Genomic DNA, 12,107 nt, shown 5'->3' with positions numbered 1-12,107 from the left:
AACAAAATCTGTGGATAAGGCGTCTCTCCACAATACGGCCGTCGTCGCGCGGCACTAGTCAATCATCCCCTGCTTCAGCCTGCACCCCAAGCAACAAATCGATCTCCATCAAGCACTTAAGCGCGTAGCCCCGTAGTTATCAACAGCCCTGTCAACATAAACTGGGGATAAGTCCCCAGCCATAACTATGGAATCCCAGGTTTAGTTCGACGCGCCCACGGTCGCCGTTGGAATGCCCGGCACCGCCGGGGCCGCCGCAGACGCAGACTCCCCCGCCTCCAACGGCGGATTCCCCATCGCCTGGAACAGGGCTGCCGTGTCCGTCAGCCGTGCGCTGGTATAGCGGATCTCATCGAGCTGCGCGTTGCGAAACTGCTGTTCGCTCGAGCGCGTCGAGGCGATCGGCAACGCGCCAAGGCGGTAGCGTCCCGACGTTTCGTCGAAAATCCCCTGCGCCGAACGCGCTGCAATGTTCGCGGCGTCGAGCGCTTGCGCGTCGTGCTGCAGCGCTGCGAGCGTGTCGGCGACGTTCTGGAATGCGGTCAGTACGGTCTGCTTGTATTGCGAAACCGTGGCGTCATAGGTGTCGACCGCGGCGCGGCGCTGCGCGAACAGGGCGCCGCCGTGAAACAGCGGTTGTGACAAGGATGCGCCAATGCTCCATATCGCCCCAGCGCCGGATAGCGCCACCGGCCAGCTAAAGCCGCCCTGTCCCATCGAGGCACTCAGCGAGAGACTCGGGAACATCTGCGCCGTCGCCACGCCGACATCGGCCGCCGCGGCCTTCAGGGCGGCGTCCGCGGCCTGAATGTCGGGGCGGGTGCGCAGCAGCTCGGATGGCACCACGACGGGCACCTGTTCAGGTACGTGCAGTTGCGCAAGATCGAGGTCGTCCGGGGCCGCGTCCGGCGTGCGGCCAAGCAGCACGGCCAAAGCATGACGCGTCGTCAGCCATTGCTGCTTCAAGCCCGGCAAACTCGCTGACAGACTCGCTGCACTTTGTTGTGCGCTCAACTGGTCGGCGTGCGAGACCGCGCCCAGTACGTAGCGCCGCTGTGTGTCGCGCGCCTGATCGTTGGCAATCGTCACGAGCCGCTCGGTTGTGTCGATCTGCGCACGCAACGCGGCGCTCGTGATCGCCGCCGTCACGATGTTGGCGGCCAGCGCGCGGCGCGCCGCATCGAACTGATAGGCCTGTACGTTGACGCGGGCGGCGAGGGCGGCGTCGGCGAGACGTGCGGCGCCGAACAGGTCGAACGTGTAGTGCGCCTGCAATTGACCGACGAAGATGTTGTACAGGAACGTATTCGGACCGGCCTCGGGGATCGCCAGCGCACGGTTGCGGGTAGCCTGGCCGCCCAGGTCGATGGTCGGTAGCATCGAGCTGCCGATCTGCGCGCGCAGTTGCTCGCGAGCGGCCGCGAGACTCTTGTCGGTGGCGGCGAGCGTTGGGCTGCTGCGCAAACCTTCGTCGACCAGCGCGTTCAGCGCCTCCGATTGATACAGTTTCCACCATTCGGGTACGGGCTTCGCGCCGACCACGAATTGCTGCGTGACGCCTTGTGCGGGCACGGTCTGCGTGGGTTGCGCTTCGGCGCCGTAGTGCGCCGGTTGCGGCATGGCGGGCGGCTCGCCGTTCGGGCCGAACGAACAGGCGGCCAGCGTCAGCGTAGCGCCGGCGAGAAGCGTGAGGCGCGCGTGTCGAGGGAATGCAAGGATAGCCATGATCTCAGTTCCCCGAATGCGTCGTGGCGGACGGCGCCGGCGGCTCGCGCTCGTCGGTGCGCACTCTGAACGATGTGGCGTACAGGGCCGGCAGATAGAACAGCGTGAGGATGGTCGCGCTCGTAATGCCGCCCATCAGCGCGGTCGCCATCGGGCCGAAGAAGTTCGAGCGCAACAGCGGAATCAGCGCGAGTACGGCGGCGGCCGCGGTCAGCGTGATCGGCCGGAAGCGCCGCACCGTCGCGCCGACGATCGCGTCGAAGCGCTTATGGCCCGCGGCAATGTCCTGCTCGATCTGATCGACCAGAATCACCGAGTTGCGCATGATGATGCCGAACATGGCGATCACTCCCAACATCGCGACGAAGCCGAACGGCTGGCCGAACAGCAGCAGCGTCAACACCACGCCGATCAGGCCGAGCGGCGCAGTCAGCACCACCATCAGCACGCGCGCGAAACTCTGCAACTGGACCATCAGGAGCACCAATACGGCGATGATCATGATCGGCATCTGTGCGTTGATCGACGTCTGCCCCTTGCCGCTTTCCTCGACCGAGCCGCCGATCTCGATCCGGTAGCCGACCGGCAGCGTGCTGCGAATCTGGCTGAGGGCTTTATCGACGGCATGCGTGACGTCGATCCCTTGCGCGCCAGGCGCGACGTCGGACTGCACGGTGATGGTGGGTTGCCGGTCGCGTTCCCAGATCACGCCGTATTCGAGGTCGTTGCGCAGATGACCGAGCGTGCCGAGTGGCACCGGGCCGTTCGGCGTCGGCATCGCCAGCGTGACGAGCTTCGCGGGGTCGACGCGTTCCGCTTTGGGGGCGCGCAGATCGACGCTGATCAGTTTGTCGCGCTCGCGATACTGCGTGACGGTATAGCCGGACAGCGTCATCGCGAGGAAGCTCGAAATGTCTTCGGAGGTCACGCCGAGTTCGCGTGCCTTCTTCTGATCGACTTCAAAGCGCACCGAGCGCTCGGCGGGCTCGTCCCAGTCGAACTGGACGTTGCTGGTGCCGCGGTCGGCGCGCATGGTCGCGGCGACGCGCTCGGCGATCGAACGCACGGTGGCGATATCGTCGCCGCTCACGCGGAACTGCACGGGATAGCCGACCGGCGGACCATTTTCCAGGCGCGACAGGCGTGTGCGGATCGCCGGAAAGTTGTTGCGCAATTCCGGTTCGAGCCATTGCGCGAGCTTCTCGCGATCTTTCACGGATTTCGCCGTTATCACGAACTGCGCGAAATTAGGCTGCGGCAATTGCTGATCGAGCGGCAGATAGAAACGCGGCGCACCGGTGCCGACAAAGTTCACCGTATGATCGATTTCCGGACGGCCCACCAGCGCTTTTTCGAGCCGCTCTGCCTGGCGCAATGTCGCTTCGAACGACGCGCCTTCGGGCAAGCGCACATCCACCAGCAACTCGGGGCGGTCGGAGCTCGGGAAGAACTGCTGCGGCACTAGCGCGAAGCCTGCCATGGCCAGAATGAACAGTACGACGGTGATCGCCAGCACGACGAAACGCCGTTCGATGCACCAGCCGATCCAGCCACGCAGGCGCTTGTAAAACCGCGTGTCGTAGATGTCGTGTTCGTGATCTTCCGCTTCGTGTGCCTGACGTTTGCGCTCGGGCAGCATGTGATAGCCGAGCAATGGAATCAGCACAACAGCAGCGAGCCACGACGCAATCAGCGCGATTGCCGACACTTCGAAAATCGAGCGCGTGTATTCGCCGGTACTGGACTTGGCGAGGGCAATCGGCAGGAAGCCGGAGACAGTCACGAGCGTCCCGGTCAGCATCGGAAAAGCGGTGCTCGTGTATGCATAGGCAGCAGCGCGCGTGCGGGACCAGCCTTGCTCCAGCTTCACCGACATCATCTCGACTGCGATGATCGCGTCGTCGACCAATAGCCCCAAAGCGAGCACCAGCGTGCCCAGCGACACCTTGTGCAGTCCGATGTCGAACAGATACATGCACAGCGCCGTGACGGCGAGCACGACAGGTATCGAGATCACGACCACCATGCCGGTGCGCACGCCCAGCGACAGCAGGCTGACCACCAGCACGATCGCAATCGCCTCGGCGACGGCTTCGAGAAAATCGTCGACCGAACGCGCCACTGCGTTCGGCATGCTCGACACTTCGACCAGGTGCAAACCGGCGGGCAGGTAGGCCCGCAGCGTGACCATCTGCTGATCGAGCGCCTTGCCCAGGCGAATCACATCGCCGCCCGGCTGCATCGTTACGCCGATGCCGAGTACTTCCTTGCCGCCGGCGCGCATTTGCGTGGCGACCGGATCGTCGTAGCCGCGCTTGATGGTCGCGATGTCGCCAAGACGGAACGAGCGGTTGTTGATGCGGATCAGCGTATCGGCGAGCGCATTGACGTCCTTGAACTGGCCGGTGGGGCGCACGAACACGCGGTCGTCTGTGGTGGTCAGCGTGCCTGCCGGCGAGACGCTGTTCTGCGAATTGATGGCCTGGCCGAGTTGCTGCGGCGAGATGCCAAGGCGCGTGAGTTGCGTGTTGGCGATCTCGATGTAGATGTGCTGGTCCGGATCGCCGAAATAATCGACCTTGCCGACACCCGGCACACGCAGCAGCACCGTGCGCAACTGGTCCGCGTAATCGTGCAGTTGTGCGGCGGAAAAGCCGTCGCCCTCAAGCGTCCAGATGTTGGTGTAGACGTCGCCGAATTCGTCGTTGAAGAACGGACCCTGAATGCCAGGTGGCAAGGTCGCCGCGATATCGCCGACTTTCTTGCGCACCTGATACCAGGTTTCGGGCACGTCCTTGACCGGCGCCGAGTCTTTCATCGAGAAGAACATCAGCGATTCGCCGGGGCGCGAGTAGCTGCGCACGAAATCGATGGCGGGCGTCTCCTGCAATTTCCGGCCGATGCGGTCGGTCACCTGTTCCTGCACCTGGCGCGCGGTCGCACCGGGCCAGAAGGTGCGGATTACCATCACGCGGAACGTGAAGGGCGGGTCTTCGGATTGTGCGAGCCGGGTATAGGCGAGGACGCCGAATGCGGTAGCGAGCGCGATCAGGAAAACGACCAGCGCCTGATGGCGCAGCGCCCATGCGGACAGGTTGAAGCGTCCTTCTTCATGCGTGGTGCTCATGAAGCGAAGTCCTCGGGATGCAGCGGCGGAATCACGTGGACTTTTTCGCCGGCGGTCACTGTGTGCACGCCTTGCAGTACGACGCGCTCACCGTCCTTGAGCCCCTGGCCGATCACGATCGTGCGTTCGTTATAACGCGTGACTGTCACGCGGCGCAGTTCCAACGCGTTGTCCGTGGCGCGTACGACCCACACTGCAGGCTGCATGCCGTCGTGGAACAGGGCGGTGGCGGGCACGGTGAAGGAATTGTTCTGGCTCGCCGGGGAGTTGGCAGATGCGTTGGCAGATGAGTCCGAGGGCGACGGCGCGGCGAGCGCGATGTCGGCGGTCATGCCGAGGCGTACGTCCGGGCCGGGATTGTCGAGCGTGAGCTTGGCGCGGTAAGTGCGGCTTTGCGGATCGGCGGCGGGCGACAGTTCGCGCACACGCGCCTTGAAGCTGCGGCCCGGCAGCGCGGCCAGCGTGACCTGCGCGGTCTGCCCGACCGAGAGCGCGGCGAGCGCGCTTTCCGGCACGTCGCAGACCACGTCGACATCGCCGCTCCATGCAAGGTTATAGACGGCTTGCCCCGCAGACACATTCTGGCCGGTGTCGGCCTGTTCGGCAGTGATCACGCCGGCGTGATCGGCACTGAGCGTGGTGTATTGCAACTGGTCTTTCGACAGCGCCGCCTGCTGCGCGGCCTGGTCGCGCTGCGCGGCGGCGGACGCGTACGCGTTGGTGGTCTGTTCGAGCTGAGCGGGCGCGATCAGGTTTTCTTTCGCCTGTGCCTGGTCGCGATCGAGTTGCTGCTTCGCGTACACGAGACTGTGTTGCGCGGCTTCGAGTTGAGCTTGCGCGCTGGCGGCATTCTTTTGCGCATCCGCCGGATCGAGCCGGGCGACGATCTGCCCGTTCTTCACTACGTCGCCCAACCGCACGCGCCGCTCGATGATTTTGCCGCCGACGCGAAACGATAGCGGGGTGGAATAGCGCGCCTGCACTTCGCCGGGCAACGATGCCGCGGCCGCCGCGCTGCCGTCCGCATGCACGGCGACGGCGACAACCGGACGCGGTGCGGGTGCGGCAACTTCTTTCTTCGAGCACGCAGCGAGCGTGACGATACCGGCGAGAGCGAGGGCGAATGCTGCGCGGCGCAAGTGCGCGGAACGGGCATGCCGATGGAACTGCTGGCGCATCACAGACGATGCGGGAGATCCGGGACGCTTCACAATTACCCCAACTGGAGACGGCGAACGAACACGGCAAGCCGCAGTGGCCCGCCAGCAAAGACCCGCGGCCGAAACATGCAATCAGCATACGCGTCTGACTTCGAATGATTGGTTGCATTCTAATACACACCTGTATTTGAATGTTGATGTGAATTGGAATTCTTTTCGGTGCTAGACTTGCGCCCATGAAACGGCAACGACTTACACGCGAGCAGAGCAAAGACCAGACGCGCCAGCGCCTGCTCGACGCTGCGCAAGCAATTTTTATGAAGAAAGGCTTTGTCGCGGCGAGTGTCGAAGACATCGCCGGGGCGGCGGGTTATACACGCGGCGCGTTCTATTCGAACTTCCGCAGCAAGAACGAGTTGTTCCTCGAACTACTGCGGCGCGACCACGAAACCATGCAGATGGGGTTGCATGCCATTTTCGAAAACGCGACTTCGCGCGAGGAAATGGAGGAGCGCGTGCTGCGCTACTACAGCAACCTGCATCGCGAGAACAAATGCTTCCTGCTGTGGGTGGAGGCGAAGCTGCTGGCCGTGCGCGACGGCCGCTTCCGCATACGCTTTAACGCGTTCCTGCACGAAAAGCTTGAACAGTTGAGCGCGTACATCCGCGAGTTTTCGACGCGGGTCGGCACGCCGCTGCCGTTGCCGGCGGAGACACTCGCGATGGGCTTGATGGGGTTGTGCGACGGCGTGCAGTTCTTTTATGCGGTCGATCCGCAGAACGTGTCGTCGGAGATGGCTGAAACAGTGCTGGCGGGATTTTTCGCGCGCGTGGTGTTCGGGCGCGACGCGTAATGCGCATGCCCGCGTAATACGAATGCCGGCGGATCAGCTCGCCGGCAACTGCGCGCAGGCGTCCGCAACCGGCGTGGCGCAGACGAACGAATACTGCCCGCTGTAGCGCAGGACTTCTTCACCGACATGCAAGGCAACCTTGATTTCCGGGCACCGCTCGTAAGCGATGAAGGCCGAACAGGCCGCCGCGGACCAGCAAACCAGTGAAAACGCGATTTTTTCGAAAAGCTGAAAACGATGTGGCATAGCGATTGATTTCCTTTCGGGCGCTATGTTACCAGCATCTAAGGGTTTATACCTACCAAATATCCGCAATAAGTCTCGCAATAGTGTCGCGAGCGCCTCAGGAACCTGACCGGATTGTCATGTTCAGGTCAGGGTTGGGACATGATCGGGTCGATACAATCGAATCGTTGGGCAAATCCGCGCGCGCCTTGTCGCGCGGGTCGACACAGGCGGCAACATTGCGCCGGCCCGGCTTTACCGAGGCAGGAGTCGTCCCATGAATCAATTGCAGTCGATGCGCGTATTCGTCAAGGTGGCCGACCTTGGCAGTTTCGTCCGCGCGGCCGGCGCGCTGGATCTTTCCACTGCTGTCGTCACGCGCCACGTCGCGGATCTGGAAGCGCGCCTTGGTACCCGGCTGCTCAATCGCACGACGCGCCGTCTCTCGCTGACCGAATCCGGCACGACTTATCTGGAACGCGTGCGCCATATTCTCGACGACCTGGAAGGCGTTGAGCAGATGGTGGTGGCGCGCAATCACGAACCGGTCGGGACCCTGCGCATCGTCGCGCCGGTGGTGTTCGGGCTGCATAGCCTCGCGCCGGTGGTGCAGTCTTACGCCGAGCGTTATCCGGAAGTCATGCCTGATGTCACGCTGGCGGATCGCCACGTCGATCTGGTGGAGGAGGGATTCGACGTCGGCATTATGGTCGCGCGGCAGATGCGCAGCGCGAGCATTGTCACGCGGCGATTGACCACCGGCTATATGACGGTTTGCGCGACGCCCGCCTATCTGGAGCAGCACGGCACGCCGACCCGTCCCGAGGATCTGCTGAAGCATCCGTGTCTGAGCCGGCCTTCGGAGCAGGGCGGCGACGAAAAGGTGTTTACCGGACCGCAGGGTGAAGTCCGTGTGAGACCCACCAACGCAATTGCGGCGAACAACACCGAGATGCTGAGGCAGTTCGCCTTGCTGGGGATGGGCGTGGCGATTTTGCCGAGCTACCTGATCGGCCGCGACCTGGCGTCCGGGCGCCTTGTGCCGTTGCTCGGCGATTACCGTCTGCCGCAAATCGAAATTACGATCGCCTATCCAAGCCGCCTTCATTTGCCGGCGAAAGTGCGTACCTTTATCGATCATCTCGTCGCGCATTTCCAGCGAACCGAAGAGCACGCGCGCGATCCACGGGCCAGGATGCCGCGGCGTGCCGTTGCCGGCTCGCCGGTTTATGCGGACGACCTGCCGGTGTCCGCGTTGCCGGGCGAGGCGACACGGCCGACGCTCCCGGTTTCACGCGCGCGCATCGTAGCCTCGTCGCCGCTTTGACGAGTCCGCGGTAAGCCTAGATCCACACGTCGTTCGCGGCGGTGCGTTCGTTGCTTTCTTCGCCGGTGTTCTTCACGCCGCGCGGTTCGATCAGCAGCAACTTGACCTCGCGTTCGGCATACGGTTTGTGTTCCGTGCCTTTGGGCACCACGAACATTTCTCCTGCCGAAAGCAGCACGGAGCCATCGCGCATGTCGATGCGCAACTGCCCGTCGAGCACGATAAACGTTTCGTCTGTATCGGCATGTTCGTGCCAGACAAAATCCCCTTCGATGCGCACCAGCTTGAACTGGTAGTCGTTCATTTCCGCGACCACGCGCGCTTGCCACTGGTCGCTGAAGAGCTGCAGCTTCTCAGCGAAATTGATGGCGCGGTAAGGCTGTTGAGTCGTTTGATGGGTAGACATCGCGGTGCTCCTCCTCAGGGGTAGGTGTCAGGCAGGAGCGTAGGGCGGGAGGCGCTATCGGGTCTTGTACGTTTGTGCGCGCGGCCGCCGGGCGATGGGCGATGGGATATCCGTCGAGTTGTCGCTTAACGTGTGCCGCGCGTCGAGGGGCCCAGCATCTTGAGCCAATGCGCCGGCGCAACGCCCCACGCGCGCTTGAAGTGCCGCGTCATATGACTCTGGTCGGTAAAGCCGGCCGCCGCCGATGCATCGGCGAGCGACACGCCCTGAATCGCGAGGCGGCGCACGAGATCGAGCCGGCGCATGGTCAGATAGCGATGCGGACTCGTGCCGAACAGCGCACGAAAATCCCGCGACAAACTCCAACGGTCGCGGCCGGCGGCTGCCGCCAGCTCGTCAAGTGTCACTGCGCTATCGAGCGAACCAAGCATGTACTCGCGCGCCCGTTCGGCCGCGAGGTAATCCACCGGACGGCGCGTCGCCGCACCCCCTGCCACGGCGTCGAGCGCGATCGCCAGTTCGTAGAGCGCGTCGTCCTGTTCGAGCGAATCGATCGCCAGATCCATCGTGCGCAGCAGGCTCTCGGTCGCCGCAAACAGACGTGGGTCGTTCGAGAGTCCGCCTTCTATGAACGGCAGCGGCTTGCCACCGAGCGCCTGCTGAAACAGCGCCGGGTCGACATAGATCATCCGGTAGTGAAAGCCGTCACGGGTGCCGGCCTGGCCGTCGTGCGGTTCATCGGGATGCAGCACCATCGTGCCGCCGGGCAAGCTGTTACGTGTGCTGCCGCGATAGCGGAAGCTCTGCACGCCTGCAAGCGTGCGGCCGATCGCATAGGTATCGTGCCGGTGTATGGCATAGCCGGCATGATGAAAGAAGGCTTCGATTCGCTCGATGCCGCTCGTGCCGCCCGAATGCGGCGAGCGATGGATCCAGTCGGCAGCGGGCTTCGGATCGGACGAAAGCGAACTCGGCGGCAAGACCTGCTTTCCGCTCATGCCCCAAGACCCGGCCCGTAGTTGCCGCCGACGAGACGTGTGACCGACGCCACGTCGGCATAGTCCTGCTCCGGCAAACCGTCGAGCATCGACACGACTTCGTTGCTCGCGCCGGCTTCACGCGCGGCGTCGACTAGCGCGTCCTTGTAGGTCGGGAAACGGACTTCGCGCAGAACGTCGGCGATCTGCAGATCAATCGATTCGCCGGGAATAGCCGATGCGGTCATGCGCGCTCCAAAGGTGCTGTTTTCACGTCTGCAGGTGCTCGTTCTGGCCCGTGAAGCTTCGCTCCAGATGCCGCGACTTGGGCAGCGCAATGTGTTGCCATTGTTGCGGACGATTGCCGTCCGTGGCAGCGACGTCCGGTGCCGCGGGAGCGACCGGTGCGGCGTTGGCGCGTTCGGCAAGGCTATTGGCGGCTGTGCTGTCCAGCGCGGTATGAACCGGCGCGGCAAAACACGAGGCTGACAGCGTCACCATGGTCAACAGTGTCGAGGTTTTCATCGCCCGACCTCCTAAGCTCATGCGGCGCTGACAGTTGAGCAAGCGTTGTGCCGTCCCCGCGTCGTAAAGACGGCGCAACCTACACGCGGCGTTGATACAGGCGGCGGCGTGCATCTACCATCTTAGATGGCAAACGGCTGCGACGCGCGCGCAAATGAGACAAAACCTGATTGTAGATTTCACATGATGGCAGGAAAAAGGCGGTGCAGTCGCGAACGGTCGTGCTGCGTTTATGTTGCGATGCGGTAGCGGCTGATGCGCGAGTCCGCGTGCGAGCCCAATCTGCCTGGTAACGGTCCGGGCCAACGGTTCAGCGACCGCCAGGAGCGAGCTTCCAGCTTCTAGCGTAGCACGTCGAACCGTGTCCACGGCCACGACGGCCGGTCGCGCATATAGCCGTTGAGCCAGTTCCACTGTGGGTGGCGCTTCATGAACGCCTGGGCGTCGAACGGCCGGCCGCACGGGTGTCCCCAGCGCGCGGTGAATGCCATCGTGCGCGCCATCTCGCTGTCGACCACTTTGCCGTCATTGGCGCCCCACGGATTGAACGGCCCTTGATCGGAACCGCCGAAGCGCGCGTCGTCCAGTTCCAGATGCCCGCAGATGGTGCGCGAGCAGGGGTTGTCGTTGCGGTCGAGATAGACGTCGTGATGGTCGGCGATCATCTCTTTCGCGAGTTCGACGTCGATCTTGCCGTGATGCATTTCTTCGAGCTGCATGAAGCGCAAACGGCGCGCGCCGTTCTTGCGCACGTCCGTATAGTCTTCGCCTTCGCCGATGCACTCCTGGTTGCGGATCTTCAGATCGGTCGCGGTGTTGTAACCGCTATAGAAGCCGTCTTTCGTACTCTCGAACCCGGAATAGTGCAGCCCCAGTTCGTAGCGCGCGATCTCGCCGGTCTTGGTGTCACCGAGCAGCCAACTGTTCGCATAGCCGCCGTTGTTGGCAACCGCGAACATCTCGCACCATTCGCCGATATTGTTGGCGTACTGCGACGCGCGCCGCGAGCGATAGAACTCCGGCGCACCCGCTGCGTTGTAGCCGACAAAGTTGGAGATGGTGGTTTCGGTGACCATCAGGCCGGCTTCGGTGACCCAGAAATCGGTGAGGCTGGAGATGCAGCCCGGCAGGCCCTGCATCAGGATGCGATTGCCGCGATCGGGCACGATGTCGAACACGACGTTGAACGCGTCGCCCGCGGCGTAGCGGTCCCACGAGTTGTGCGCCATCACGATGCGGCCGTCGCGGGTGGCGTTGCCGGTGGCAATGAACGCGCTGCAGTGATGGCCGCGGCGTCCGCGCCACGGTTTCAGGCCGAGCTGCGGTTTCTGCGTCGCCGCGTGGCTCGGCCACCAGCTTTGCAGCAGATCCATGTAGCCGTTCCATGCCAGCACTTCGGCGAACGGCAGCTTCGCGCCGTCGGCAATGCCCTGGATTTCGTCGGCGAATTCGGTGTCGAGTTTGTTGGCGAACTGGGATACGGCGGCGTCGACGAAGGTATCGAAGTCTTCGCCGGTATCCCATTTCGCCAGGTAGCGGGCGGTGCGGATCGCGTTCTGGATTTCAGTGGCGAGCAACTGGCCGTGCTGCTCGCCGCGATCGTACGGCTCACCTGCGATATGCAGAAAGATCCAGCCGGCCTGGTCACGGCGGACGGCATCGAGGGACGGTTCGCTCATCTTCGCTCCGATCGAAGGGCGGGCGTCTCGGTGCGCCCGTCTTGGCGTAACGCGCGCTGCTCGCAAGCGCTGCAGCGATTTTCTCATTGTAGAGAATCTGCC

Annotated in this window: 11 protein-coding genes; 2 read left to right on the top strand and 9 right to left on the bottom strand. The window is 63.4% G+C overall.

All coding sequences use genetic code 11. The annotated features are described in order from the left end of the window. Nucleotides 1-201 precede the first annotated feature (201 nt). From PQQ86_RS10355 to PQQ86_RS10345, 3 genes are read right to left on the bottom strand one after another with little or no spacing between them, the layout of a single operon-like run. Nucleotides 202-1,725, bottom strand: coding sequence for an efflux transporter outer membrane subunit (locus tag PQQ86_RS10355; RefSeq protein ID WP_408266305.1), 1,524 nt, complete (start codon nucleotides 1,723-1,725; stop codon nucleotides 202-204). A 4-nt stretch (nucleotides 1,726-1,729) separates the two neighbouring features. Further along, complete coding sequence (locus PQQ86_RS10350) at nucleotides 1,730-4,852, bottom strand: efflux RND transporter permease subunit (protein ID WP_408266303.1); 3,123 nt, start codon at nucleotides 4,850-4,852, stop codon at nucleotides 1,730-1,732. Further along, nucleotides 4,849-6,030 (bottom strand): efflux RND transporter periplasmic adaptor subunit, encoded by a 1,182-nt coding sequence (locus PQQ86_RS10345; RefSeq protein ID WP_408266301.1) that lies wholly within the window; start codon nucleotides 6,028-6,030, stop codon nucleotides 4,849-4,851. Before PQQ86_RS10345 ends, PQQ86_RS10350 begins: the two co-directional genes overlap by 4 nt. 218 nt (nucleotides 6,031-6,248) lie before the next feature. On the opposite strand from PQQ86_RS10345, the gene PQQ86_RS10340 reads away from it, so the two are divergent. Beyond that, entirely contained in the window at nucleotides 6,249-6,866 is a 618-nt protein-coding gene (locus tag PQQ86_RS10340) for a TetR/AcrR family transcriptional regulator (protein ID WP_408266300.1), read from the top strand. 33 nt (nucleotides 6,867-6,899) lie between these two features. Here PQQ86_RS10340 and PQQ86_RS10335 read toward each other — a convergent pair whose 3' ends face one another. Continuing rightward, the gene (locus tag PQQ86_RS10335; protein ID WP_097392880.1) at nucleotides 6,900-7,112 is read right to left on the bottom strand and encodes a hypothetical protein; all 213 of its coding nucleotides are present in this window, start codon (nucleotides 7,110-7,112) and stop codon (nucleotides 6,900-6,902) included. 256 nt (nucleotides 7,113-7,368) lie between these two features. Here PQQ86_RS10335 and gvmR point away from each other — a divergent pair, with 256 nt between their 5' ends. Beyond that, nucleotides 7,369-8,418, top strand: a complete 1,050-nt coding sequence (gvmR, locus tag PQQ86_RS10330) for a transcriptional regulator GvmR (RefSeq protein WP_408266297.1) — start codon at nucleotides 7,369-7,371, stop codon at nucleotides 8,416-8,418. A 16-nt stretch (nucleotides 8,419-8,434) separates the two neighbouring features. Here the strand turns inward: gvmR and PQQ86_RS10325 are convergent, their stop codons facing one another. The 5 genes from PQQ86_RS10325 to PQQ86_RS10305 all read right to left on the bottom strand — a co-directional run bounded on the left by PQQ86_RS10325 (nucleotide 8,435) and on the right by PQQ86_RS10305 (nucleotide 12,005). Continuing rightward, nucleotides 8,435-8,824, bottom strand: coding sequence for a cupin domain-containing protein (locus PQQ86_RS10325; protein ID WP_408266295.1), 390 nt, complete (start codon nucleotides 8,822-8,824; stop codon nucleotides 8,435-8,437). Between the two features lie 125 nt (nucleotides 8,825-8,949). Continuing rightward, on the bottom strand, nucleotides 8,950-9,822 hold the full coding sequence (locus tag PQQ86_RS10320) for an AraC family transcriptional regulator (protein WP_408266294.1): 873 nt from the start codon (nucleotides 9,820-9,822) through the stop codon (nucleotides 8,950-8,952). Beyond that, on the bottom strand, nucleotides 9,819-10,049 hold the full coding sequence (locus tag PQQ86_RS10315) for a DUF2795 domain-containing protein (RefSeq protein WP_093644998.1): 231 nt from the start codon (nucleotides 10,047-10,049) through the stop codon (nucleotides 9,819-9,821). Before PQQ86_RS10315 ends, PQQ86_RS10320 begins: the two co-directional genes overlap by 4 nt. Nucleotides 10,050-10,071: 22 nt before the next feature. Then, nucleotides 10,072-10,326: a hypothetical protein gene (locus tag PQQ86_RS10310; RefSeq protein WP_408202656.1), complete on the bottom strand. Its 255-nt coding sequence runs from the start codon at nucleotides 10,324-10,326 to the stop codon at nucleotides 10,072-10,074. 341 nt (nucleotides 10,327-10,667) lie between these two features. Then, on the bottom strand, nucleotides 10,668-12,005 hold the full coding sequence (locus PQQ86_RS10305; protein WP_408266291.1) for a C45 family autoproteolytic acyltransferase/hydrolase: 1,338 nt from the start codon (nucleotides 12,003-12,005) through the stop codon (nucleotides 10,668-10,670). Nucleotides 12,006-12,107 lie beyond the last annotated feature (102 nt).

Origin of the sequence: Paraburkholderia sediminicola (assembly GCF_046026675.1) — a bacterium.
GTDB lineage: Bacteria > Pseudomonadota > Gammaproteobacteria > Burkholderiales > Burkholderiaceae > Paraburkholderia > Paraburkholderia sediminicola_F.
This window is presented reverse-complemented; position numbering and strand designations above follow the sequence as displayed.